The sequence below is a fragment of the Bradyrhizobium genosp. A genome, from assembly GCF_049949275.1.
Taxonomy (GTDB): domain Bacteria; phylum Pseudomonadota; class Alphaproteobacteria; order Rhizobiales; family Xanthobacteraceae; genus Bradyrhizobium.
Genome location: NZ_CP188196.1, coordinates 2,924,260 through 2,949,151 on the forward strand (window position 1 = coordinate 2,924,260; position 24,892 = coordinate 2,949,151).

General features: G+C 65.4%; 22 protein-coding genes and 1 pseudogene. 11 read left to right on the forward strand and 12 right to left on the reverse strand.

Features of this window, described 5'->3' with window-relative positions; all coding sequences use genetic code 11:
- Positions 1-128 precede the first annotated feature (128 nt).
- The 3 genes from ACP2YP_RS13515 to ACP2YP_RS13525 are packed head-to-tail and all read left to right on the forward strand — an operon-like array spanning position 129 to position 5,855.
- Positions 129-920, forward strand: a complete 792-nt coding sequence (locus tag ACP2YP_RS13515) for an ImuA family protein (protein ID WP_426424693.1) — start codon at positions 129-131, stop codon at positions 918-920.
- Positions 814-2,400, forward strand: a complete 1,587-nt coding sequence (locus tag ACP2YP_RS13520; protein ID WP_426424694.1) for a Y-family DNA polymerase — start codon at positions 814-816, stop codon at positions 2,398-2,400. The genes ACP2YP_RS13515 and ACP2YP_RS13520 overlap by 107 nt, the downstream gene beginning before the upstream one ends.
- On the forward strand, positions 2,397-5,855 hold the full coding sequence (locus tag ACP2YP_RS13525) for an error-prone DNA polymerase (protein ID WP_426424695.1): 3,459 nt from the start codon (positions 2,397-2,399) through the stop codon (positions 5,853-5,855). Before ACP2YP_RS13520 ends, ACP2YP_RS13525 begins: the two co-directional genes overlap by 4 nt.
- Positions 5,856-6,001: 146 nt before the next feature.
- Here the strand turns inward: ACP2YP_RS13525 and ACP2YP_RS13530 are convergent, their stop codons facing one another.
- Positions 6,002-6,772: an SDR family NAD(P)-dependent oxidoreductase gene (locus ACP2YP_RS13530; protein WP_426424696.1), complete on the reverse strand. Its 771-nt coding sequence runs from the start codon at positions 6,770-6,772 to the stop codon at positions 6,002-6,004.
- A gap of 178 nt (positions 6,773-6,950) precedes the next feature.
- Positions 6,951-7,238: a hypothetical protein gene (locus ACP2YP_RS13535; RefSeq protein ID WP_426424698.1), complete on the reverse strand. Its 288-nt coding sequence runs from the start codon at positions 7,236-7,238 to the stop codon at positions 6,951-6,953.
- Positions 7,239-7,295: 57 nt separating this feature from the next.
- On the opposite strand from ACP2YP_RS13535, the gene ACP2YP_RS13540 reads away from it, so the two are divergent.
- Both ACP2YP_RS13540 and ACP2YP_RS13545 read left to right on the forward strand, forming a co-directional pair.
- A complete protein-coding gene (locus ACP2YP_RS13540) occupies positions 7,296-8,696 on the forward strand; it encodes a CoA transferase (protein WP_426424699.1) in 1,401 nt (466 codons plus the stop codon).
- A 24-nt stretch (positions 8,697-8,720) separates the two neighbouring features.
- Positions 8,721-8,892, forward strand: a pseudogene (locus ACP2YP_RS13545) (efflux RND transporter permease subunit); the annotation flags it as partial.
- 7 nt (positions 8,893-8,899) lie between these two features.
- On the opposite strand, the gene ACP2YP_RS13550 reads toward ACP2YP_RS13545, so the two are convergent.
- The 4 genes from ACP2YP_RS13550 to ACP2YP_RS13565 all read right to left on the reverse strand — a co-directional run bounded on the left by ACP2YP_RS13550 (position 8,900) and on the right by ACP2YP_RS13565 (position 12,245).
- Positions 8,900-9,529, reverse strand: coding sequence for a LysE family translocator (locus ACP2YP_RS13550; protein WP_426424700.1), 630 nt, complete (start codon positions 9,527-9,529; stop codon positions 8,900-8,902).
- 202 nt (positions 9,530-9,731) lie between these two features.
- Positions 9,732-10,586 (reverse strand): amidohydrolase family protein, encoded by an 855-nt coding sequence (locus ACP2YP_RS13555; RefSeq protein ID WP_426426137.1) that lies wholly within the window; start codon positions 10,584-10,586, stop codon positions 9,732-9,734.
- Positions 10,587-10,687: 101 nt separating this feature from the next.
- Entirely contained in the window at positions 10,688-11,467 is a 780-nt protein-coding gene (locus ACP2YP_RS13560; protein ID WP_426424701.1) for an enoyl-CoA hydratase, read from the reverse strand.
- A 112-nt stretch (positions 11,468-11,579) separates the two neighbouring features.
- Positions 11,580-12,245 (reverse strand): hypothetical protein, encoded by a 666-nt coding sequence (locus tag ACP2YP_RS13565; RefSeq protein WP_426424702.1) that lies wholly within the window; start codon positions 12,243-12,245, stop codon positions 11,580-11,582.
- A 314-nt stretch (positions 12,246-12,559) separates the two neighbouring features.
- Between ACP2YP_RS13565 and ACP2YP_RS13570 the strand changes: the two genes are divergently transcribed.
- Together ACP2YP_RS13570 and ACP2YP_RS13575 are read left to right on the forward strand one after the other, a co-directional pair.
- Entirely contained in the window at positions 12,560-13,105 is a 546-nt protein-coding gene (locus ACP2YP_RS13570; RefSeq protein WP_426424703.1) for a sigma-70 family RNA polymerase sigma factor, read from the forward strand.
- Between the two features lie 2 nt (positions 13,106-13,107).
- Positions 13,108-13,746, forward strand: a complete 639-nt coding sequence (locus ACP2YP_RS13575; protein ID WP_426424704.1) for an NrsF family protein — start codon at positions 13,108-13,110, stop codon at positions 13,744-13,746.
- Here the strand turns inward: ACP2YP_RS13575 and ACP2YP_RS13580 are convergent.
- Positions 13,743-14,843, reverse strand: coding sequence for a DUF2336 domain-containing protein (locus ACP2YP_RS13580; protein ID WP_426424705.1), 1,101 nt, complete (start codon positions 14,841-14,843; stop codon positions 13,743-13,745). The two genes, ACP2YP_RS13575 and ACP2YP_RS13580, sit on opposite strands and share 4 nt — an antisense overlap.
- 63 nt (positions 14,844-14,906) lie before the next feature.
- The gene (locus ACP2YP_RS13585) at positions 14,907-16,064 is read right to left on the reverse strand and encodes a GGDEF domain-containing protein (protein WP_426424706.1); all 1,158 of its coding nucleotides are present in this window, start codon (positions 16,062-16,064) and stop codon (positions 14,907-14,909) included.
- Between the two features lie 429 nt (positions 16,065-16,493).
- Between ACP2YP_RS13585 and ACP2YP_RS13590 the strand changes: the two genes are divergently transcribed.
- From ACP2YP_RS13590 to ACP2YP_RS13605, 4 genes are all read left to right on the forward strand, one after another.
- A complete protein-coding gene (locus tag ACP2YP_RS13590; protein WP_027533902.1) occupies positions 16,494-17,063 on the forward strand; it encodes a sigma-70 family RNA polymerase sigma factor in 570 nt (189 codons plus the stop codon).
- Positions 17,060-17,752 carry a hypothetical protein gene (locus tag ACP2YP_RS13595; protein ID WP_426424707.1) on the forward strand — a complete coding sequence of 231 codons (693 nt, stop codon included), beginning with the start codon at positions 17,060-17,062 and terminating at the stop codon, positions 17,750-17,752. Before ACP2YP_RS13590 ends, ACP2YP_RS13595 begins: the two co-directional genes overlap by 4 nt.
- Before the next feature lie 16 nt (positions 17,753-17,768).
- Positions 17,769-19,457 carry a S8 family serine peptidase gene (locus ACP2YP_RS13600; RefSeq protein ID WP_426426138.1) on the forward strand — a complete coding sequence of 563 codons (1,689 nt, stop codon included), beginning with the start codon at positions 17,769-17,771 and terminating at the stop codon, positions 19,455-19,457.
- A 480-nt stretch (positions 19,458-19,937) separates the two neighbouring features.
- Complete coding sequence (locus ACP2YP_RS13605) at positions 19,938-20,591, forward strand: TIGR03809 family protein (protein ID WP_426424708.1); 654 nt, start codon at positions 19,938-19,940, stop codon at positions 20,589-20,591.
- 21 nt (positions 20,592-20,612) lie between these two features.
- On the opposite strand, the gene ACP2YP_RS13610 is transcribed toward ACP2YP_RS13605, so the two are convergent.
- From ACP2YP_RS13610 to ACP2YP_RS13625, 4 genes are all read right to left on the reverse strand, one after another.
- Complete coding sequence (locus ACP2YP_RS13610) at positions 20,613-21,983, reverse strand: TIGR03808 family TAT-translocated repetitive protein (RefSeq protein ID WP_426424709.1); 1,371 nt, start codon at positions 21,981-21,983, stop codon at positions 20,613-20,615.
- A 205-nt stretch (positions 21,984-22,188) separates the two neighbouring features.
- Positions 22,189-22,845, reverse strand: a complete 657-nt coding sequence (locus ACP2YP_RS13615; RefSeq protein WP_426424710.1) for a pyroglutamyl-peptidase I — start codon at positions 22,843-22,845, stop codon at positions 22,189-22,191.
- Positions 22,842-23,831, reverse strand: a complete 990-nt coding sequence (gene meaB, locus ACP2YP_RS13620) for a methylmalonyl Co-A mutase-associated GTPase MeaB (RefSeq protein ID WP_426424711.1) — start codon at positions 23,829-23,831, stop codon at positions 22,842-22,844. The genes ACP2YP_RS13615 and meaB overlap by 4 nt, the downstream gene beginning before the upstream one ends.
- A gap of 41 nt (positions 23,832-23,872) precedes the next feature.
- Entirely contained in the window at positions 23,873-24,859 is a 987-nt protein-coding gene (locus ACP2YP_RS13625) for a Bug family tripartite tricarboxylate transporter substrate binding protein (RefSeq protein ID WP_426424713.1), read from the reverse strand.
- Positions 24,860-24,892 lie beyond the last annotated feature (33 nt).

Consider the following 24,892-nt stretch of genomic DNA (forward strand, 5'->3'; position numbering starts at 1 on the left):
GAGCCGCAATTCGATTGACTCCTCGGCCGGCGTTAGCTTTATATTAGAACATATCATGAACAAATGAGCCAGCCGCTGGTTCTTATTTTTGAGAGCCATCGGCAATCACCTCTGAAGGAGCGGCGAGCATGAGCGGCGCATGTATGAGCGCGCTTGCGACCTTGCGCAGCCAGATCGAACGGATCGAGACGGCGGAGGTCGTGCATCATCACGACCGCGTCGCGCTCGGCCACGGTGAGGTCGACCACGTCTTGAAAGGGGGGCTCGCGCGCGCGGCGATCCACGAGGTGTTTTGCGAGGGGCGTCAGGGTGCTGCCGCGACCGGTTTTGTCACCGGGCTTGCGGGCCGCGTCACGGTTCGCCGCCCGCTGCTGTGGGTGCGGCAGGATTTCTCGGAACTTGAAACCGGCGCGTTGTCGATGAGCGGGCTCGCCGAACTCGGCCTCGATCCGCGCCGCGTGGTGATGGTGCGTGCGGCTGACGTCGAGAGCGCGCTACGCACCTCGGCCGATGCACTCGCCTGCGATGCGCTCGGCGCCGTCGTGCTCGAGCTTTGGGGTGAGACGAGGCAGTTCGATCTGGTGGCGAGCCGCAAGCTGACGCTGGCCGCGCAGTCGTCCGGCGTCACTGGCCTCTTGCTGCGGATGGCGGCGCAGCCATTGCCTTCGACTGCGGAGACGCGATGGATGCTGCGCGCCGCGCATTCGCCGCCGGGGCTGATGTGGAGTGCCTGGGGCGCGCCGCGCTTCGATGTCGAGCTGTTGCGCAATCGTCATGGCCCGTGCGGCCGGTGGATCATGGAATGGAAATGTGATGAGTGCCAGTTCTCTGAATCGTCGGCGTATCCTCAGCCTGTGGCTGCCGCGCCTGCCCATCGACCGGATCCAGCGGTTTTTGCCGAGCAGCGCCGCGCAGGATGAGCCGAGCATTATCGTCATCAAGGACACCAATGCGCTGGTGATCCATGCGCTGGACGAAGCCGCCGAGCGGCTCGGACTGTACATCGGCCAGCCGCTGGCGAATGCGCGGGCGATGTGCCCGGACTTGAAAGTGTTCGACGCCGATGTCGTGGCCGACGCGAAGACGCTCAGCGACATCGCCGATTGGTGCGACCGCTTCACGCCGCTGGTGGCGCTCGATCCGCCGCACGGGCTGTTCCTCGACATCACCGGCTGCGCGCATCTGTTCGGCGGCGAGGCTGCATTGTTGCAGGCGCTGGTCCGGTCGCTGGCGCGCCAGGGCTTTGCCGTCAGTGCGGCCATTGCCGGCACCTCCGTCTGCGCGCGCACGCTGACGCGGCAAGCCACGGGCAGCATCGTCGCCGATGGCGGGGAGGCGGCGGCGATCGACCGGTTTCCGGTGTCCGCGCTCGGTGCGGACGAAGCCATTACCACCGGCCTGCGCCGGGCCGGGCTGAAGACCATCGGCGATGTCGCTTCGCGCGCGCCGAGCGAAATCACGGCGCGGTTCGGCGCGCGGTTCTCGACGCTGCTCGCGCATGCGCTGGGGCAGGGCGATGCGCCGATCAATCCGCGAAAGCCGCTGCCCGACTACATTGTGGAAAAACGCTTTGCCGAGCCGATCGCAACCGACACCATGATCGCGATGACGCTGTCGCGGCTGGCCGACACGCTGATCGCCTCCATGGAAAAGCAGGGCAAGGGCGCGCGACGCCTGGAGGCCGCGTTCTTCCGCACCGACGGCGTGGTGCGCGCGATCATGGTCGAAACCGGACGTCCGGTGACGCGAAGTGCGGTGATCGACCGGCTGTTCCGCGAGCGCCTCGCCGCGCTTGCCGACCCCCTCGATCCCGGCTTCGGCTTCGACATGGTGCGGCTGTCGGCGAGCCGCACCGAGATCGTGGTGCAGGAGCAGCGCGATCTCGATGCCCATGCCCACGACAATGACGAGCTCGCCGCGCTGATCGACCGCATCGCCGCGCGTATCGGCGGAAAGCGCGTCGTCGTGCATCTGCCTGAGGATACTCATATCCCCGAGCAGGCGGTGCTGGCCGCGCCCGCGCAGCATCATCTTGCCGCTGCCATGCAGGCCGAATGGCCGGCGCGTGCGGAGAGCGAGCCGCCGCTGCGTCCCCTGCGGCTGTTCGACAAGCCGGAGCCGGTCACAGTGCCGTTCGCGACCGTGCCTGATGGCCCGCCACATCAATTCACCTGGCGGCGCGCAAAACATGCGGTGGTGCGGGTGGAAGGACCCGAGCGCATCGCGATGGAATGGTGGCGGCAGGACGGCAAGCAGCTGACGCGGGATTATTTCCGCATCGAGGATGCCGAAGGCCTGCGCTTCTGGATCTTTCGCGACGGTCTTTACGAGGGAGAGGTGTTCGACGCCGACGGCAAGCCCGCTCCGCCCAACTGGTATGTGCACGGTCTCTTCGCATGAAGACTTCAGTCTATGCCGAGATCGGCATCACCACGAACTTCTCTTTTTTGCGCGGCGGCTCGGATCCGCGCGCCTATGTGCATCAGGCCAGCAAGCTCGGCATCCCCGTGATCGGCATCGCCGATCACAACACGCTGGCCGGCGTGGTGCGGGCCTACAAGGAGATCGACAATGACAAGGTGCTGCACAAGCCTAAGCTGCTGATCGGCGCGCGCATCGTCTTCATCGACGGCACGCCCGACATTTTTGTCTATCCGCGCGACCGTGCCGCCTATGGCCGGCTCTGCCAACTCCTCACCAGAGGCAAGCGCGGCGACGACATCACGCGGATCGAGAAGGGGGAATGCCATCTCACCTTCGCCGATCTGCTGGAATTTTCTGAAGGCCAGCTCCTGGTTCTGACGCTGCCGCATCGGTTTGATGATGCGAAAGCGCTGGATGTCATTTCAAAACTCAAAGCGAGCCCCGCCGATGGCGTATGGCTGGCGGCGAGCCTGATCTATCGCGGCGACGACCGCCGCCGCCTCGCGCGGCTCGACGATCTCGCAGCCGAAGCAGGAGTGCCGCTGCTTGCGACCAACGAGGTGCTCTATCACGATCCCGGCCGTCGTCCCCTGCAAGACGTGCTGACCTGCATCCGGGAAAAGACCACGATCGAGGCGGTCGGACGCAAGCTGGAAGCCAATGCCGAGCGCTTTCTGAAGACGCCCCGCGAGATGGCGCGGCTGTTCCGCGATTTCCCCGGGGCAATCGCGGAGACCATGCGGTTTGCCGACAAGATCGACTTCTCGCTCGACCAGCTCAAATACCAGTATCCGGATGAGCCGGTGCCGCCGGGCAAGACCGCGCAAGGGCATCTTGAAGATCTGACCTGGGCGGGCGTCGACAAATACTTTGGTGGTATCGAAAAAATTGACGCAAAGCTGCGCGCGACGCTCAAAAAAGAGCTCGCGCTGATCGCGGAGCTGAAATACGCGCACTATTTCCTCACCGTGCATGACATCGTCCACTACGCGCGCAGCCAGAACATCCTGTGCCAGGGCCGCGGCTCGGCCGCGAACTCGGCTGTGTGCTACGTGCTCGGCATCACCTCGGTCGATCCGACCAAGGTCGATCTCCTGTTCGAGCGCTTCATCTCCAAGGAGCGGCTGGAGCCGCCCGACATCGACGTCGATTTCGAGCACTCGCGGCGCGAGGAGGTAATGCAATATGTCTACCGCCGCTACGGCCGCCACCGCGCCGCGATCATCGCCACGATCATCCATTATCGCCCGCGCAGCGCCATCCGCGATGTCGGCAAGGCGTTGGGGCTGACCGAGGACGTCACCGCCGCGCTCGCCGACACCATCTGGGGCAGCTGGGGCAAGGGCCTCAACGACATGCAGGTCAGGCAAGCCGGGCTCGATCCCCAAAATCCCATGATCAACCTCGCGGTCGAACTGGCGACCGAGCTGATCGAATTCCCGCGCCACCTTTCGCAACATGTCGGCGGCTATGTGCTGACGCAGGACCGGCTCGACACCTATGTGCCGATCGGCAACGCCGCGATGGACGACCGCACCTTCATCGAATGGGACAAGGACGACGTCGATGCGCTCAACATGATGAAGGTCGATGTGCTTGCGCTGGGCATGCTGACCTGCATCAGGAAATGTTTTGATTTGATCGACCAGCACAAGGGCGAGCGCTGGGTTCTGGCGACCGTCCCGCAGGACGATCCCAAAGTCTACGACATGCTGTGTGATGGCGAGTCGCTCGGCGTGTTCCAGGTCGAGAGCCGCGCGCAGATGAACATGCTGCCGCGGCTGAAGCCGCGGGAATTCTACGATCTCGTCATCGAGGTCGCGATCGTGCGCCCGGGTCCGATCCAGGGCGACATGGTGCATCCGTATCTGCGACGACGGAACGGCCAGGAAAAGGTGAGCTACCCCTCGCCATCGCCCGAGCATGGTCCCGCGGACGAGCTCTACAAGGTGCTGCACAAGACGAAGGGCGTGCCTCTGTTCCAGGAACAGGCGATGCGCATCGCGATCGAGGCGGCGAAATTCACCCCCGAGGAAGCCAACGGCCTGCGCCGTTCGATGGCGACTTTTCGCAATGTCGGCACCATCGGTCAATACGAGGAGAAGCTGATCGGCAACATGGTCGCGCGCGGCTATGATGCAAACTTCGCCAGAAGCTGTTTTGACCAGATCAAGGGCTTTGGTTCCTACGGCTTCCCGGAGAGTCATGCCGCGAGCTTCGCGCAACTCGTCTATATCTCCTCATGGCTGAAATATCATCATCCCGACGCCTTCTGCTGCGGCCTCTTGAATTCGCAGCCGATGGGCTTTTACGCGCCGGCGCAGATCGTCGGCGACGCCCGCAAGAACGGCGTCGAGGTGCGCGAGATCGACGTGTCCTACAGCTTTGCGCAGAACACGCTGGAGAATACCGACGACAGATATTGTGCCGTTCGCCTCGGCTTCCGTCAGATCGACGGCTTTCACTGGCTCGATCCGGATGAGGAATTCCTGAAACGATCTCAGCTGTCATTCCGGGGCGCGCGTAGCGCGAACCCGGAATCCATTGGGCCGCATACGCCTGGAGGAATGGATTCCGGGCTCGACGCTGACGCGTCGCCCCGGAATGACAAGACGATTGACTGGGCCGACCGCATCATCGACGTCCGCAATCGCGGCTCCTTCACCTCGCTCGAAGATTTTGCCCGCGACACCGGCCTGCCCAAGCGCGCGCTGATCCTGCTGGCAGATGCTGATGCATTCCGCTCGCTCGGGCTCGACCGCCGCGAGGCACTGTGGCAGGTGCGACGGCTGCCCGACGATGTGGCGCTGCCGCTGTTCGAGGCGGCCACCGCGCGCGAGCAGCCGGACGAGCAGGCCAAGCCGTTGCCGGTGATGCCGCGTCCCGAACAGGTCGTCGCCGACTACCAGACCATCCGGCTGTCACTCAAAGGCCATCCGATGGAATTCTTGCGCGAGATGTTTTCGCGCGAGCGGATCGTGGCCTGCAAGGAAATCAGTCATGAGAACGAGCGGCGCCGCGTCCGCTGCGCCGGCGTGGTGCTGGTGCGGCAGCGGCCGGGCAGCGCCAGTGGCGTCGTGTTCATGACGCTGGAGGACGAAACCGGCATCGCCAATGTCGTGGTGTGGCCCAAGATCATGGAGCAGTACCGGAAAGAGGTGATGGGTGCGCGCCTCATCGAGGTACAGGGCTATATCCAGAGCAGCCCCGAGAAGGTGACGCATCTGATCGCGCAACGCATGATCGACCGCTCGCACGATCTGGTCGGCCTTGCCAACGATGCCCTGAGCCGCAAGCCTCCGGTGCCGGCAGGCGCCACCGTGATCGAGCCGTTCAACGACGACCGCCGCGACCATGCGGACCTGCCGGCCCAAAAAATCCGCCACCCCCGCAACGTCCGCATCCTGCCCCCGTCCCGGGATTTTCATTGAGGCTCTTTGCCTCCGCAAAGCTGCCGTAGGGTGGGCAAAGGCGCGCGAGCGCCGTGCCCACCTTCTAGGATCTCGTCGCGAGAGTGGTGGGCACGCTTCGCTTTGCCCACCCTACAAGCTCTTCGATGACGATGCCGCGCGGTTCCCTAAAAATTCACCCGGTTCGAGATCGCCCCGTCCACGATCAGATTGGAGCCCGTCGTGAACGACGACGCCGGGCTCGCCAGAAACACCGCGGCGTTCGCGATCTCCTGCGGAGTGGCCATGCGCCCCGTCGGATTGCGCTTCATCGCGTCGTTGTAACGCTCAGGCATGTTCTGCTCGATCATGTTCCAGACGCCGCCCTTGAAGTAGACAGTGCCGGGCGAGACCACGTTGACGCGGATCTTCTTCTTGGCGTATTGCCGCGCCAGTCCCTTGGCCATGTGGATCAGCGCGGCCTTGATCGGGCCGTAGGAGCTGGCGAGATCGGCATGCGCCGCCGCGATCGAGGAGATGATGACGAAGGCGGCATCGCCGCTCGTCTCGCCGCTTGTCTCAAGGAACGGCCGCGCCGCGTCGAACGCATGCACGGCGCCGAGCACGTCGAGCCGGAAATTCTGCTCCCATGATGCGGGATCGTGGCCTTGCGCCATGGCGCCGGCATTGGAAAACAGCAGGTCGATGCCGCCGAACTCCTTTGCCGCGCCCTCGACCCACGCCTTCAGCGCCGCGCCGTCGGTGACGTCGACCGTGCCGCCAGTGGCGCGGATGCCGCTGGCCTTCAGTTCAGTAACGGTGGCTGCAACCTGCTCCGCGTTGCGCGCGCAGACCGCGACATTGGCGCCTTCACCGGCCAGCGTCGCTGCAATCGCCCGCCCGATGCCGCGTGTGCCGCCGAGCACGACAGCGTTTTTGCCTTTGAGACCGAGATCCATTGTTTGGTTCCTTCTTGTTGATAGCAGGGAGTGTAACTGTTTCAGAAGATAGGCAGAAGCCTCCACATCGTCATTGCGAGGAGCGAAGCGACGAAGCAATCCAGCCGTGCCCACCATCTCTCAACTGGCGCGAAGGCGGTGGGCACGCTTCGCTTTGCCCGCCCTACGAATTCAATCCTCACTCCGGCGACGCCCCCACCGGCGGGCCACCGGGCGGACGATGCAGGAAGGTCAGCGACGCATAGGCGCCGACCCAGGAGCCGGTCGCCGCGAACGCGACGTAGAACGCGTTCTCGGTGTAGCTGATCACGGCATAGGAAGAGAGCAGATACCAGATCGCGCTCCAGCTCGCGGCCGGCACGCGCTTGCGCGCGACCACGGCGGAGGTGAACATCACATAGACTGCGTCGGTGGCCGCCGTTGCGACGAACACGGCGCCTGCGGTGAGGGGATCGATGGCGGCCATTGCATTCCCTTATGTGGTAATGGAGAGTCGCAGAAAAACTAAGGGAGAGAAGAGGCCATGCAAAGCCCCATCGACATTCTCAGGGATATCTGGATCTCCGCCGGCGGTGATGTGGCCGCGCTCGCGGGCGTGCACCTGACAGGCGACGAGCCGCAGATCCCGTCCTCGTTTCGTGTCGCCGTCGCCGGGCAGACGACGATCGCTGCCGCGGGCCTGGCGGCTGCCGAGATCTGGCGGCTGCGGAGCGGCGAGGCGCAGGACGTCAGCGTCGACATGCGCCACGCCGTCGTCGAATGCCGTTCCGAGCGTTATCTGCGCCGCGACGACAAGCCGCCGCCGCCAGCCTGGGACGCCATCGCCGGCGTCTACAAGACCGGCGACAACCGCTTCGTCCGCTGCCACACCAACTTCCAGCATCACCGCGACGCCGTCTGCAAGGTGCTTGGCTGCATGCCCGAGCGCGAGAAGGTGCAGGCCGCGCTGATGCAATGGAAGGGCGAGGATTTTGAAGCCGCGGCCGACGCCACCGGCGGTGTCGTCGCTATGATGCGCTCGTACGACGAATGGTCGGTGCTGCCGCAAGCGCGCGCACTCGCACAATTGCCGCTGATCTCGGTCGACAAGATCGGCGATGCCCCGCCCAAGCCGTGGTCCAAAGGCGATCGCCCGCTCTCGGGTCTTCGCGTGCTCGATCTCTCCCGCGTCATCGCAGGTCCCGTTGCCGGCCGCACGCTCGCTGCGCACGGCGCGGATGTGCTGCTGGTTTCGGGGCCTGATTTGCCCGCCATTCCGTGGCTCACGATCGACACCGGCCGCGGCAAGCTCACCACCTTCATCGAGCTGAAGAGCGAGGCGGGCCGGGCCGAGATGCGCGAACTGCTGCAAACCGCCGACATCTTCTCGCAAGGCTATCGCCCGCGCGCTCTCGCAGCCCTCGGCTTCTCGCCGGAGCAGGCCGCCGAGATCAATCCCGGCATCGTCTACGTCACGCTGTCGGCCTATGGCCATGCCGGCCCATGGGCCGAGCGGCGCGGCTTCGATTCGCTGGTGCAAACCACGACCGGCTTCAACCATGCGGAAGGCAAGGCCGCCGGCATCGACGGTCCCAAGGAATTGCCGGCGCAGATGCTCGACCACGCCACCGGTTATCTGATGGCGTTCGGTGCGATGATGGCCAAGGCACGTCAGGCTCGCGAAGGCGGCAGCTGGCACGTGCGCGTGTCGCTGGCGCAGACCGGACGCTGGCTGTGGAATCTCGGCCGGCTCGACAGCGGTCTCAACACCCCGGACCTTACGGGCGAGGCTGTACATGCTGCGTTCATGGAGACAGTGTCATCTGGCTTCGGCACGTTGACGGCGGTGCGCCATTCGGCGGTGCTGTCGCGAACGCCGGCGCAATGGAGCCGTCCGGCCATGCCGCTCGGCAGCCATCCGCCGCAATGGCCGGCGCGAAGCTGACATGAAGCTGACGTATTGGAGCAATCAGCCGTGGTCCGCGGCGTCGGCCTGCTGCCGGCCGCACTGTCGGCGGGCATCGGCTCGCAGGTGCAGAGCCGCTCGCAGTCGTTGTCGTCACCGGCATGATGCTGCGCCGATCGTGATCCTGGTGACGCTGCCGGTGCTGATCTCCTTCTTCTCGCGCCGGGCGCGCTGACGTTTAGCTAACCAAACGCGCGCTGCGCGATCCGCAGCAGCATCGTGGTCCCGAGCCCAAGCAGCATCAGGCTCGCGAACCGGCTGCTCAGCGACAGCATCCGCGGCGTCAGCCGCGAGCGCGCGGTTGCGACGATCGTGCTGAGGATCATCCACCAGACCGCAGAGCCGACGAAGACGCCCGCGATCAGCGGTGCGGCTGCGGCCTGCGTGGAGAACGCGTGCAGCGCTGCGAGAAACAGGATGACCGTCAATGGATTGGTCAGCCCGAGCGCGATGGCGCTGAGATAGGCGCGTGCGAAACGCACTCTGTCGATCTCACCGGCCTCCTGGAGCACGATGGAGCAGCGATGCGTGCGGAGCGCGAACCACAGCAGCGTTAACGCCGAGACGATGCCGAAGACGACGGCATTCGCCTCAACCCAGGGCTGCGCAAGCGCGCCTAATCCCAAAACTGCGAAGGCGCTGTAGGTGAGATGCACAGTCGCCGCGCCGAAGCCGGTGGCGAGGCCCGTGGCCATGCCCGACGTCAATGTGCGCTGAATGCACAGCATGCCCATTGGCCCAATAGGAGCCGCGACGGCGAAACCAATTCCAATGCCGGAGACGAGCGCGGCAAGATAATGCGATAATGGCATGAACCCGCACGAACAAATGAAATCTGTACGTGTGCGTACCTGCGAAATGGAGAAGCCGCCTCAACCGGACGGCTGAAAAACAAACGAGAGTGCAAACACGAACGTGTGAGTCAGCGTCGTTGTGCTCTCGCGACAACAGTTCCATCACTTAACATGGAACTGCGTCGCATTTTGTTTGAACCTAATCGGGTTTTGTCGCGACTCAGAAGCCGTAGAGTCGCGCCGGATTGTCGACCAGGATTTTCTTGCGTACATCCGCATCCGGCGCCCACAGCGGAAGCTGATTGAGCAGGCGGCCATCGTCGATCTGGTGGAACGGTGCGATGTCGGTGACCTTGCGGCCGTCGACTTGCGCCGAATCCGGATGTGGCCAGTCGGTGCCCCAGACGATACGATCCGGGTTTGCGGCGATCAGTGCGCGCGCATAGGGCACCATGTCCTGATAACCGGGCGCGAGGTTCGACGAGCGGTAGGCGCCCGAAATCTTCACATAGGCCTTGCCCGTTTTGACGAGTGCGACGAGGTCCGCAAATCCGGACTGCTCCAGTCCGAGCGGGGCCTCGAGCCCACCAAAATGGTCGAACACCGCGGGCACCGATGAGGCCAGCACGAGATCCCTAATGGCCGAGATCATCGCCAGCGTGGTGTACAGCTGCACGTGCCAGCCGCGCGCCTGCATGCGCTCGATGGCGGCGGTGAAGCGCGCGCGGCCGACATCGGCATCATTGATGCCGTCGGTCGCAAGATTGATGCGGATGCCGCGAAAGCCGTCCGCATGCATCGCGTCGAGTTGGGTCTCCGTGGTCCTGTCGTCGATCACGGCCACTCCGCGCGCAGTGGCGCCGCGCGCCTTCATCCCGAACAGGCTGGAGGAATTGTCGGTGCCGTAGACGCTCGGCGTGACGATCACCACGCGCTCGATATGCAGCGCCTTGTGCAGTGCCGCCATCTCTTCGGGGCTTGCCGGTCCCGGCGTATAGACGCGCCCCGCGAAGAACGGAAATTTCTCGACATCGCCGTGGATATGGGTGTGGCAGTCGCAGGCATGCGCCGGCACGTCGAAATTGACCGGCGTCGTCACGCCGGAGCCCGAAGCTCCCATCAGATGGATGCGGAGGCGCTTCATCGGTGTCCGGGTCTTGTCTTAAGGGTCTTGTCTTACCGGTTCTTGTTCACCGGCTTGCGCTTCTCGATGAACGCGGCCATGCCTTCGGAGCGGTCTTCGAGCGCGAAGGTCGAGTGGAACAAATTGCGCTCGACGCTCATGCCCTCGGCGAGCGTGGTCTCGAAGGCGCGGTTGACCGCTTCCTTGGCCATGGCCACCGCGGGCCGCGACATCGCGGCGATCTTCTCGGCGGCCGCCATGGTCTCGTCCATCAGCTTGTCGGCCGGCACGATGCGGCTGACGAGGCCGCTGCGCTCAGCCTCAGCTGCATCCATCATGCGGCCGGTGAGGCAGAGATCCATTGCCTTGGACTTGCCGATTGCGCGGGTCAGGCGCTGGGTGCCGCCGATGCCGGGAATGGTGCCGAGCGTGATCTCGGGCTGGCCGAATTTGGCGGTGTCGGCGGCGATGATGAAGTCGCACATCATGGCGAGCTCGCAGCCGCCCCCGAGCGCATAGCCGGCGACGGCAGCAATGGTCGGCTTGCGGCACCGCGCGATGCGGTCGCCGCCGATCGCGGCAAAATCCTCGGAGAACATGTCGATGAAGCCCTTCGGCTGCATCTCCTTGATGTCGGCGCCGGCGGCAAAGGCCTTCTCGCTGCCGGTCACGACGATACAGCCGATGGCGTCATCGGCCTCGAGATCGTCGACGGCCGCCGCAATCTCGCGAAACACGCCGAAGGAGAGCGCGTTGAGCATCTTCGGCCGGTTCAGCTTGATGATGCCGACCGCGCCTTGGCTTTCGACGATGATGTGTTCGAACGTGCTCATGCTCCACCCACGCTTTCGATTTGAGCGGGCAATGTGCCCGCTGGCGCGGATGCCTTCAAGGGGGCCAAGAGCCGCCGGGACGCGCACACAGCGCGCGCCCCGAAATGAGCCATTAGGCCATGAACATGCGCGCGGCGGAGGCCAGTGTCAGCAGCGTGCCGACGCCAATGAAGATCTTGCCGATCAGGGAGCTCTGGTCCCAGGCCGAATTCGGCTGGCTGCTCGCCATCACCGGCGCCGGACGCGGCTGTGCGTCGGTTGCGGCAACCACCGCTTTCTGCGCGGGCGGATTGTCCTGTTGCAGGGCGCGGTCGAGGTCGTTGAGCTGGTCGGGTGCGACCACCTGGTTCTCGGAATTCGGGGCAGCGCCATTGTCGGCCGCGGCCTGCACATTGTCGTTGGCGCGGCCCGTCATCGCCGAGGCCGCGGCCGCAGGCGGCGTGTCGGCAGCGGCAAGCTGCGCGTTGGCATTGGCGACGTCCGGCGGCATCTGGCTCGAGGCCGGGACGTCTGTGCTGGCTTTGGCCTCGTCCTTGGCCTCGTCGGCCTGCGGCGTGGCATCCGTCTTGTTGGCTTTGTCGTCGGATTTCTGCGCCGTCTTGCTGCCGGTGTGGCGGTGAGACGCGTGGCGCCGCTGCTTGCCCGCATCGGCCTGTTTGCTCGCACCGTCCGGCCCTGTGCTTGCTGCGGAGCTAGGTGCGGCCTGCGCAGAGGCTCCAAACAGAAGCAATAGTCCGGCCAGAACGACCAATGCCGCGCGCCCGCTGGCTTTCATCATGTTGACGATCTCCCCAATTCACCCGTCCCAAATTCTCCTGTCCCAGGACGAACAGAGACCCCGGCGCATGACGACAGCGGGGCAAAAAATGGGAATCTTCGGGCCAGACCGGGCAAAACCGGGGCAAACTGGACGGGCGCATCGGGCTGCCGGGTGCAGCGCGGACCGATCGGTGTTATGAGCCTCCCGGGGCATTTACGGCCGGATCGGATTCTTTGGGCGCCTGCGGTTGTCTTTTGATCACGACTTCGTGATCTCTGGAATGCCAACGTAACAAATTGAAAGAGCGGCCGAATTGCCGTGTAGGAGCGCGCGTGCGCGGACGTGAGGACGAGTGGACCGGCCTGATGCGGTCGGCCATGGCAGGTGATGATGCGGCGTATCATCGCCTGTTGAAGGCGGTCGCGCCGGTGCTGCGCGCTGCCGCGAGGCGTGGCCTGGCGAGGGCCGGGCAGCCTCCCGATCAGGCCGAGGATATCGTGCAGGAGATTTTGTTGGCGGTGCATCTGAAGCGGCACACCTGGGACAGCGAAGCGCCTTTCGCCCCGTGGCTGTTTGCGATCGCGCGCAACAAGCTGATCGACGCGCTGCGGCGGCGCGGCCGGCGCGTCTTCGTCAACATCGACGATTTTGCCGAAACGCTGCCCGGCGAGACGCCGCAGGAGACGGCTTCGGCGGGCGAGGTTGCCAGTCACCTCAGCGCCCTGCCGCAGCGCCAGCGCGACGTGTTGCAGTCGATCGCGGTCGACAGCGCCTCGATCAAGGATACGGCGACGAAATTCTCGATGAGCGAAGGTGCCGTGCGGGTCGCGCTGCATCGGGGGCTTTCGGCCCTGACGGCCAAACTACGGGACCACTAGTCATGGATACCGATCAACTCATTCGCACGCTCGCGGCCGACAACGCCCACCGCGCCCCGCGCGTCGGCGCCTTGATGACCATGGGCCTGCTGGTGGCGGCACCGTTCTCGATCCTGATCTTCGCCACCTTCCTGGGCGTGCGGCCCGACGTGATGACGGCGATGCACAACCCGTTCTTCGACACGAAGTTCGCGGTCACGCTGTCGCTCGCCATCCCTGCGATCATCATCAGCCTGCATCTGTCGCGGCCCGAAGCCTTGATGCGCGGCTGGGGCTGGCTGCTGCTGCTGCCCGTCGGTCTGCTGGCGGTTGCGATCGGCAGCGAAGCAATGATGGCGCCGGCCATGCCGATGACGATGCGGCTCGTCGGCAAGAACTCGCGGTGGTGCATGTCGGCGATCCCTGCGATGTCGCTGCCGCTGCTCGCGGGTGCATTGTTCGGCCTGCGCCACGGCGCGCCGTCACGGCCGGCGCTTGCCGGTGCGCTCGCCGGCCTGTTGTCGGCCGGGCTCGCCGCCACGCTCTATGCGTCACATTGCACCGACGATTCGCCGCTGTTCGTCGCGACCTGGTACACGATCGCGACCGCGATCGTGACTGCGATCGGCGCGGCCGTGGGCTCGAGAGTCCTGCGTTACTAGGCGGCGGACGTCGTGCTCTGCATGCGGTGGAAGCGCAGCACCTGTTGCGCGGTGGAGCTGCGCAGGGCCTCGTAGGTATCCCGCAGCGTCAGCATGTCGGTCTGCGAGCCGCCGGAGAGCTTTTCGCGCATGGCGATGATCGCGCGCACGCTCGACCATTGCATGCCGGCGACCTTGGCGAGGATCATCACGCCCTCGGTACGGCTCTCGATCATCATGTTCTCGGCGGTCTCGACTGCGACGCCGGCCAGTGCCGCGAGCCCCGCATTGGTCTCGTCGAACTTGCCCTGCTCGGCGAAGGTCGTGACCTGGAATTCGTTGAGACGGCCGTCGTCGTGGAGTGACTTCACCAGCGCGCGTGCCATTTCGGTCTGGCGGGTCATGGTGGCGGCGCGGACCCGCTGCGCCGCTTCCTGAACCACGCTCGACACCTCGTCGGCGAGCTCGGGATGAGCGGCCTCCAGCTTCCTGCGCACGCTCAGGGAGGCCCGGGCGATCAGCTTCAGATAGTGATGGCGCGGCAGGTCGGGCCGCAGGCCGATGCAGGCGGCAAGATCGTCGTCGCGTTCGGCGCGGGCGACGAGATCGGTGAGGCTGCCCTCGGAGAGCTGTGCGCCGTGGTTGTTGACGGTCGACTGCACCACGTCTTCGTTGCCGCGCGTCACCAGCACATCGGTCAGCGCTTCCGAGAGCACCCGCCGCAGCGAGATCGCCTTGAGATGGGCCTGGCTCTTGCTGCGTGCGATCTCGATCAGGGTCGTCTCGTCCAGCCGCTCCGACTTCGTCAGTACGGGGCCGGCGACCTCGATGACGTCGTCGAGCGCCAGCGTACGGATGATTTTTGGCGGCGCGGCCGCGATCGGTGCGAGGCGGGCGGCGAGCAGCGCCTTTGCCGAGGTCTCGATCTGCTCGATCAGGCACTGGAATACGTCGTCGAAGACGCGGACATGGTCGTCGGAATAATCCACCGCGTTGTTGATGAAGAGGTCGGTGACGCGGCGCAGCGTCTCGACCCGGCGCGCGACGGTGCCGTGCGCGAGAGCCGACTGCAATTCGTCGAGCAGGTTCTCGGATGACTTGACGGATTTGGTTCTCATGGCCCTGTCCTGGAGCGTTCGGTCCGGCGGCGTATTCTCACGCGCCGGCAGCAAATGGATCGGTCAGCTCGTAACAATGCGGTTGCGCCCTTGCGCCTTGGCGGAATAGAGCGCGCTGTCGGCGCGCGCGAGAAACGTGTCTGCAGTATCATTGTCGCGCAGCGTCACGACGCCGGCGGAAATCGTCACGCTCATACCGGGCGAGAATGCGCTCCAGTCGAGCTCGGCGACGATGCTGCGCAGCCGATCGAGCATGCGCGATGCGGCCTCGCTTGCGGTGCCGGGCAGCAGCAGCAGAAATTCCTCGCCGCCATAGCGGCCGAAACGATCGTCGGGCCGGATGTTGGCGAAGATGGTGATGGCGAAGGTTCGCAACACCTCGTCGCCGACGGGGTGGCCGTGGCCGTCGTTGACGCGCTTGAACCAGTCGAGGTCGATCAGCGCGATGGCGCAGGGCGCGGCCGCCTGCCGCGATTTTTCCATCTCTGCGTCGAGAAGCCGCATGATGCAGCGGCGGTTGTAGGAGCCGGTCAGCTCGTCGAGCTCGGCGAGCTCCTCGATGCGCCGATAGGCGGCCTTCAACTCGATGCTGCGTCGGTACAGGATCTTGCGCAGCGTGGCGCCGAACAGGCCGAGGAAGGCGCACTGGCCGATCACCAGTACGAAGCACAGCATCGAGGCCGTCCGCTGCAGCCGCGTCGCGACCGGCATGCCGATCGGCAGGTCGGAGCCGAGGAACACGGCCGCGAGCGCGATGGTCGCGATCGCCCAGGTCAGCATCGCCTGGGCCGAGGTCATGCGCAGCGTGCCGAATGCGAAGATCAGGAACAGCGCGCTGATGAAGGCGATCGCGATCGCCGGCACCGACACCAGGAACACGAATTGCAGCGCCATATGCGCCGAGATCTGGAAGACCGTGAGATAGTGGTCGTTGTGCCTGTCGCCGACGCCGGCCTCCGACATCACGACGAAGATGCCGATGATCAGGAGGCCGCCGACCCAGAACAGCGACGGTACGTTCATGTGAACGGCGCCGTCATATGCGTAGAGCAGCAGGACCGAGGCGCCGAGGGAGTAGCTCGCGACCTGGCCGATATACATCTGCCGGCGCTGCCGGGTCCGCCGCGCCAGCACCTCGGGCGCGGCCGCCTCGGGCATGAGGACGAGATCCGCGACCTCTGCGGCATTCCTCTCCGGAAAGGACGTCGCGGCCGTGCTCATGGTCCCGCCAATGGTGGATGTCAGCCGAAAAAATCTACGTGGCAAGCCTTTAGGTTTGGTATCCTTTTGCACCGAATCCGGGGACTCGGTGCGGATGCGGGACCTCGTGCAGGCGCGGAAATTTTGCGGCCGGTTAGGCATCGCAGGCGATATCGCGGACCAAAGCCGGCCCCGTGCGACATAAGGTGCACAGGGCCGTGTTATGGAGCGGGCCGTCTGTGCCGGCCACCGCAAGTCCGCAAGAGAGTATTTCCGTATTATGTTACCGTTCTGGAGCGAAGCAGCCAACCGCCACGGGCGGGACAAGGAAATTGCTCGTATGTGGGGTAGATCACACAGCTCCCCGTATGAGTGCGGTAGGCTGAAGAATTTCACCCCTCCCGTCGAACCGTCCCCCGCATCGACCCGACAAACTTTGCGAGACGGCCTTTGAGCGTGACACAGGCGGCTACGGACGAGGTCCTTATCGCCAGGATCGCCCAAGGCGACCGGCTCGCCATGCAGGTGCTGTACGGGCGGCACCATGTCAGGGTTTACAGGTTCGGGCTTAGGCTCGTGCGGGACGAGCAGACGGCGGAAGACCTCATCAGCGAGGTGTTTCTCGACGTCTGGCGTCAAGCCGGCAAGTTCGAGGGCCGATCCGCCGTTTCCACCTGGCTGCTGGCAATCACCCGATTCAAGGCCCTGTCTGCGCTTCGGCGCCGAAAGGATTTTGAATTGGACGACGAGGCCGCCAATGCGATCGAGGATTCGTCCGACAATCCAGAAACGGCGGTTCAGAAAAAGAATACCAGTGAAGCGTTGCGGGAGTGTTTGACGGGCCTCTCGCCGGACCATCGGGAAATCGTCGACCTCGTCTACTACCACGAGAAGTCCGTGGAAGAGGTCGCCGAAATCGTTGGCATTCCCGAGAACACTGTGAAGACGCGCCTTTTCTATGCGCGCAAGAAATTGGCCGAACTGCTGAAGGCAGCCGGCATTGAGCGAGGCTGGCCATGATGGCATTGAGCAAGAAGATGCTGGAGCGAGAGCCCGGTGAGATCGAACTGCTGCTGCCGTGGCACGCCGCCGGCACGCTGAACGCGCGCGACGCCCGCCGCGTCGAGGAAGCGCTCGCCAGCGATCCGGAGCTTGCGAAACAATATGCGGCGATCCGCGGCGAATACGAAGAGACCATCCATCTCAACGAAAGCCTCGGCGCTCCGTCGGCGGGCGCGATGCAGAAGCTGTTCGCGGCAATCGACGCCGAGCCTGCGCGAGCCACCGGTTCGCTGCCGTTGTCGGCGCGTGTTGCGACCTTCTTCGCGAGCCTGTCGCCGCGCACGCTCGCCTGGTCGGCGAGCCTTGGCGCCGTCGCGTTGTTGCTCCAGGCGGGCATCATCGGCGCTGTGCTGATGAAGACCCAGACCTCGACCTTCCAGACCGCATCGCTCTCGACCGGCGCGCCGATCACGCGCGAGCTCGGGGCGGCTGCTCCTTCGCGGGCGCTGGTGCGCTTCACTCCCGAGGCGCGCGTCGCGGACATCACCGCGCTGCTCGACAGCTACCAGGCCTCGATCATCGGCGATGCCAGGGGCGGCATGTTCCGCCTGCAGTTCGACAAGGCGATGAGCCAGGACGAGCTTGCCTCGCTGCTCGGCAGGATGCAGCATGAGAAGTTCGTCAACCTCGCCGTGGCGGCGCCTTGAGCGCCCCGCTGCACCCATGACGCGCAAGTCCGAGAGCCAGTTGCGAACCGGGGCCTATGCTTCGTCGGTCGGAGCCGCGCTCCTGCTCGCCGCCTGCCTTGGCATCGAGGTGGCGCACGCCCAGGCGATTATGCGCACGCCGACCATCAGCGTTCCCTCGCGGACGCCAACGATCTCTCCGAGTGTCGCGGCCAGGGTGATGAGCGTCGACCGCGGTCCTCGGGTCACCCCCGCCATCCCGCATATCTCCACGGCGCGGATCGGCTCGATGCCGGTGCTGCCCTATGCGCGCTACTCGCCGAACCTCTATCCGGCCTGCACGGCTGCCTATCGCGACGCCGACGGTGAGTGCCTGGGGCAGCCGAACGGAGGCGGCGACGGCTCCGGCAAATCGGCCAAGAAGAGCGCCGGCAAGGGGCGGGGCAACAACACGCCGGTCGCGGTCAATCTGCGGAGCTTCGCCAACGAGTTCGTGGCCGAGATCGACAGTGCGCTGTCGCTGACCGAGGCCGATGAACTGGCGCGGCGCCACGGTTTGACGCGCGTCTCTTCGGAAAACTTTCCGCTGATCGGGGCCACGGTCGGCCTGTTCCGCGTCGCTGACGGTCGGCCGTATGAGACGGTGCGGCGCGAATTTGCCGCTGACGGCAGCGTGCGTTCGCTCCAGCCGAACTTCCGCTATGTGCTCCAGGACCAGAAGCCGGCGGTGCCGGCCGAGGGCGATCCGGCGCAATACGCGCTGTCGAAGCTGCGCCTGCCGCAGGCGCACACGCTGGCGCACGGCGCCAATGTCACGGTTGCCGTGATCGATTCCGGCATCGACGCCAAGCACCCCGAACTCACCAACTCCATCGCCGACAATTTCGACGCGCTCGGCAGCAGCGAGGGCCCGCATATCCACGGCACCGGCATTGCGGGGGCCATCGTGGCGCATGCGAAGCTGATGGGCAGCGCGCCGGAAGCGCGCATCATCGCTATCAGGGCCTTCGGCGGTACCACCGGCAGCGCCGAGAGCTCATCCTACATCATCCTGCGCTCACTCAATTACGCAGCCGAGCACGGCGCCCGGATCGTCAATATGAGCTTTGCCGGTCCGAAGGACGCGGTGATCGAGCGTGCGATCGCGGCAACTGCCGCGCGCGGCCTGGTGCTGATCGCGGCTGCCGGCAATGCCGGCGCCAAATCGCCGCCGCTTTATCCCGCCGCCAATCCCAACGTGATCGCGGTCAGTGCAACCGACCAGCAGGACAAGCTGTTCACCGCATCCAACCGCGGCAATTACATCGCGCTGGCGGCGCCCGGCGTCGACATCTTCCTGCCGGCGCCGGATGGCAAATACCAGATGACGTCGGGCACCTCGTTCTCGGCGGCCTATGTCTCCGGCGTCGCGGCCTTGCTGCTCGAGCGCAACTATTCCCTGAAGCCGGAAGCGCTGCGCATGACGCTGGCGAAGACCGCGCGTGATCTCGGTTCACCCGGGCGTGATGATCTCTTCGGCGACGGTGAGCCCGATGCGTTTGCCGCGGTCATGGCCGTTCCGGCCGACAGCACGACGCCGGTCGCGGCAGCGTCCGGTACAACTAAACGTGAAGACGTTCGCGAACGTCGCGGTGAGCCTGGCAGCCGCACGATAGAGCAACCCTCGCTGTCAGGTGCGGACGATAAATCCACGGTTTCTCAGGTGGATAGGCCGGCGACGCGATAGCGGCTGCGACAAGATTGCACGCTGCGGAGCGGCCAGAAAATCGAACGCCGCATTGAACGTTCAGCCCGCTGCCACGACCAAAATATGTGGGAGCGGTCATCCCTCCCCATAAGTCATATCAGGCGCGAGCGCCCATCCACCCCAAGCGCCCATATGGCTCGACCCGTCCGGTTGTCCCCCCGGACGGGTCTTTTCTTTTGGGGCGTCCGATTTCTTGAAGCGTCGCACGAGATCAGCTTGCGGTTGAGTCCGCGGCTGCGATCGTTGTCAGGACTCGGCAACTGCATGCGGCAAGCCCCCTATGCTTGTGCGAAGCTTGACTCGAAGAGCTCAAAGAACTCCGCACGACTACGGTCTTTCGTGACGACAGCCGTGTCGTTGCTGGACAAGTCAAAACTTTTCCACAAAATATTCATGTCGCTTCTAAATTGATTCGTGTGCGTTGCGTCGCGTCCGTATTTTCTCCTGACGGGCTGATTTATGACTCATCGCCAAAGCGCGGCTGGAAGCCGCGAGCTTGCAGCACGCTGGTGCGCTCTCGCCGAGCAGCGGCTGGAACATCTCTCCGAAATGTTCGAGACCGGACGCTGGCGCCGCTATCACTCCGAACTCGCATTCCTCGAAAACATCCAGGAAGCCAAGCGCGCGGTCCAGACCTGGCGTGCCCTTGCCAATGGCGGGGACGTCGCCGCGGCTGCCGCGAGCGTAACCTCCGGATTCGGCTGGTCACCCGCGACCATGCCGCGCGTGTTTCCGCGCGAGCAGGCCCAGGGCATGCAGCCCCAGACCTTGCAGCCCCAGACCTTGCAGCCCCAGACCCTGCAGCCCAAGACCTTGCAACCCAAGGCCGTGCACATCGCGCCCGAGACTGCCGTTCCGGTCAGGCTCGAGCCCAAGCTGGACGTGCTCGCTGAAATCGTCGAGGCACCGATTGCACCGGTCGCCCCAACTGCACCGGTCGATCGGATGGCGCGGCCCGCTCCGACTGCGCCAGTGGCGTCGATCGCCTCGTTTCTGCAGACCTTCTCGCCACCCGCCGCCGAAATCGTCGCGGCCCCCGAGCGCGTGGTCGAATTCACCTTCAGCCTCGATGGCATCGAGGCGAAGTACCCGCTGCTGCGGAATACGTTCTAAGGCGAGGGCGGGGCGTTGCGCCTATTGCCGCACCGCATTGCCGCCGACCACCACCTGCGCAAAGCGTTGGGCGCCGTCCGCTGACAGGTCCGCCGTCACGGCACGCGCATGGTCGAGGCCCACCACGGCGCCGCGCGGGGTTTCCGAGATCATGTTGTTGTTGACGAGCGCGGTGCCCGCGCCCGGCACCACGGAGACGCCGACGCCGGCCAACGCCTTGCGGATCACATTGCCCGAGATCACGACGTCGCGCAGATACTTGCCCCAGCCGGCGACGATGCCGTAGGACGGCGCGTTCTCGATCACATTGCCGGTCACCGAGGTGTCGGCCTCGACATAGATGCCGACGCCGGCATCGTCATCCGGCGCGGTGCCGATCGGCCGCTTCGGGATCAAATTGCGGATGACGTTGCCCTGGACCACCGCGATGCGGCCGCCTTCGTTGAAATTGCAGACCGAGACGCCGACGGCGGCGCCATCCACGGTGTTGTTGGCGATCACCGCGGCCTCGAACGAAAACTCGGAATAGAGCGCGACCTCGCGCACGTCGCTGACGCTGTTGCCTGATATGTGGATGTTCGAGGCCGAGTTGCCGCGCACGGCGGAGTAGTCGCAGTTTTTGATGCGATTGCCGCGCACGATCACGTTGCCGGCGCGGAAGGCGTTGATGGCGTTGCCGTACTGGCCGGAGCCGCCGGGGCCGGCCTTGATGTCTTCGATGCGGTTGTCCGCGACCAGCGTGCCATCGTCACCGATGACCGTGCGCAGGATCTCGATGCCGTTGTCGTTGGTGCCAACAATGGTGTTGCGGGACACGCTGAGACCCCTGGCGTCGAACGAGACCACCGCCGTGACGGCGACGTTGGTGAAGATATTACCGGAAATGTCGCCTGACACCTGCTCGAGCCAGATGCCGTTGCCGCCGGAGCCGGTGATCTCGCAATCGGCGATACGGACGTCGCGGCCGCCGAGGACATGGACCAGCCCGCGCCGCGTCGGCAGCGGAATGCCGCCGCCGTCGAAGCTGAGGCCGGTCAGCCCAATCGAGTCCGATCCGTCGCTCTGGATCGCCGAGGCCCCGCCGGTGAAGACAAGCTTTGTCGCCCCGCGCACGCCGATCAGTTGCGCGCCATTCGGCAGCCGCAGCAGTCCGGTTCGGTAGATTCCGGGTGGAAGCGCCAGCGGCATCTGCGCGCGCGAGGCCTCGTCGATCGCGCGCTGGAGCGCGCGCGTCTGATCCTCGCCGCTACCGGGCCGCACGCCATATTGGGTTGCATCGCGGCCGAGTAGCGACGTCAGCGGCGCCGCGCGCGCGGCGTCGGCAGGCATCGCGAGCGCGCCGGCGATGCCGGCCGTCGAAGCTCCGATGAGATGACGGCGATTGAAGTCCATGGCGCGCCCTTCGGCGGACGCGGGAGATGTCCGCAGCGATTAGGTAGCGCAGGGCGGGGAGCACGGTGAGGATTGTTCGCGGTAGGGTTAAATGTTTACCGCAGAGCACGGTGCCGTAGGGTGGGCAAAGCGTAGCGTGCCCACCATCGTAACCGCAGATCGGAGCGCGATGGTGGGCACGGCGCAAGGGCGCCTTTGCCCCACCCTACGAAGCCTGCGTGTTCCGCCCCTTCCTTGCCAAACCCACCATCTCCAGCAGCATCGCTTCTCCCGCATCCACCAGCTCCTCCAGTGTGATGCGCGGGGCGCCCTTGCGCCGCACCGCGCCGCTGCGCGCAAGCAGCGGAATGTGGATGAACGCCGCGAGCCGTGGCCCGCCTGCCCTGACATTCTCGATCGCGCGCCAGCTCAGATAGTTGCAGAGATAGGCGCCGGCATCGCGCGAGGGCCGCGCATCGATGCCGGTGAGCCGCGCGGCGCGCAGCAGCCTCGCCGTATGCGGGCCGAACGTCATGGCATCCGCATGACCGGCGATGCCGCGCTTGCCCGAGCGGGTGTTGGCGGCGTCGGGCCACAGCATGGTGACGGCGTTGCGCGCGCGGCTCTCGATGCGGAGGTACGGCGTGCGGGCGGCGAGGCCGAACATCAAAAGCGCATCCGGCTTCAACTTCGCCAGCACCTCCGGCAATTGCCGGTCGACCGCAGCATAGGTCACCGGAAAGATGTGGCTCGATAACGCGACACCATCGAGCGCCGGACGGCGCAGTTGCGCGAGCCGCGCCACCAGCGGCTGAGTCGGATTATGCGGCGCGCCGGGAAACGGGCCGAAGCCGGTGAGGAGAATGCGGAGCTTTTCGCTCATTGCAGCAACTCCAGGATTTGTTCGGCGGCGAGGGCCGGCGTGAGGTGGCCGTCGGCGACCTCCGCCTCGATCTTCCTGACCTTGCTGCGTACGGACGCCTCGCTGCGCAGCCGCGCCAGCATGCGCTGCTCCAGCATCGACCACATCCATTTCACCTGCTGGTCGCGCCGCCGTGCGGCGAACTCGCCGGACGCGTTCATCGCCGTGCGGTGTTCGAGGACCTTCTGCCAGAGCTCGGCGATGCCGGTGCCGGCCATCGCCGAATAGGTGATGACAGGCGGGTGCCAATGTTCGGACCTCGGCGCCAGAATATGCAGCGCGCCACGATAGTCGGCCGCGGTGATGTTGGCGCGCTTGACATTGTCGCCGTCGGCCTTGTTGATCGCGATCATGTCGGCAAGCTCGACGAGGCCCTTCTTGATGCCTTGCAGCTCGTCACCGCCGCCCGGCAGCATCAGCGCGAGGAAAAAATCGGTCATGTCGCTGACCGCGGTCTCGGACTGGCCGATGCCGACGGTCTCGACCAGCACGACGTCGAAGCCGGCCGCCTCGCACAGCAGCATCGCCTCGCGCGTCTTGGCGGCGACGCCGCCGAGCTTGCCTGACGACGGCGAGGGGCGGATGAAGGCATCGTCGGACGCCGCGAGCTGTGCCATCCGCGTCTTGTCGCCGAGGATCGAGCCGCCGCTGCGTGCCGAGGACGGATCGACCGCGAGCACCGCGACCGTGTTGCCCTGCTTAATCAGATAGGTCCCGAGCGCATCGATGGTGGTGGATTTGCCGACGCCAGGCGAGCCGGTGATGCCGACGCGAACCGCCTTGCCGGTAGCGGACAGCAGCATCTGCACGAGCTCACGCGCCTGTGCCTGATGATCGCTGCGCCGGCTCTCCACCAGCGTGATGGCCCGCGCGAGTGCCGCGCGATGGCCTGCGCGCAAATCACGGGCGAGGGAGGTGATATCCAGCGAAGTCTTCTTCTCAACCATCCCCTGCTTTACAACGGCGAGAGCAGGCAGGCGAGGGCCCGTCACGCCTTGGCGAAACCAGCCGCCCTCATGGCCTGACCCATCTGGCGATCGGCCTGGTCCATGAAGGTCTCGAACTGGCCGGCATCGCGCCAGACGGTGCCGAAACCGCGTCCGGTCATGAAGTCCTTGAATGCGGGGGAGTCGTACACCTTCTTCAAGGCCGCGGTCAGCGTGGTGGCGATCTCCGGAGGCAAGCCTCTGGGCCCGCCGATGCCGCGCCATGAGCTGGTGGAATAATCGACGCCGAGCGTCTCCTTCAGTGTCGGGACGTCGGGGAAGATCGGATTGCGCGCATGCGCCATGATCGCCAGGCTCCGGGCCTGGCCGGCCTCGATGGTGGCGCGCGCCTCCGGCACCGAGCAGGTGGTGAGGTCGAGGCTGCCCGCGACGAGATCCTGCATGGCCGGTGCGGCGCCATTCGACGCCGACCACACAACCTGGTTGGCCGGCAATCCCATCGCCTGCATCCAGCCGACGAGGGCGAGATGCCAGATGCCGCCTTGGCCGGTGCCCGAGGCCTTGAATCGTCCCGGCGCCGCCAGCTTGATGGCATCCATGAGCTCCTTCGCCGTCTTGTATGGCGAGGAGATGGACACCTGGACGCCCGGCGGGTCTTCGTTCACCAGCGCCAACGGCGTGAAATTCCCAGGCGTCAGATGCGTCAGGGCTTGCCAATGTAGCATCGCGATTTCCACGGTCAGCATGCCGATCGTGTAGCCGTCCGGCGCTGCGGCTGCGATTTCGGCATGGCCGACGGCGCCGGAGCCGCCGGTGCGGTTGACGACGTTGAACGGCTGGCCGAGCTCCTTCTCCAGCAGCGTCGCGACGATGCGCGCGGTCGCATCCGTCCCGCCGCCCGCACCCCACGGCACGATCAAGGTCACCGGCCGCGCCGGATAGGCTTGCGCGCGCGCAGGTGAGAGGAGGGCGGATGTGGCGGCAGCCACAAAAGAGGCCGCAAAAATGCGGCGCGTGATTCCTGGCATCAATGATCCCGGTGGCGCCCTCGGGAATCGGGC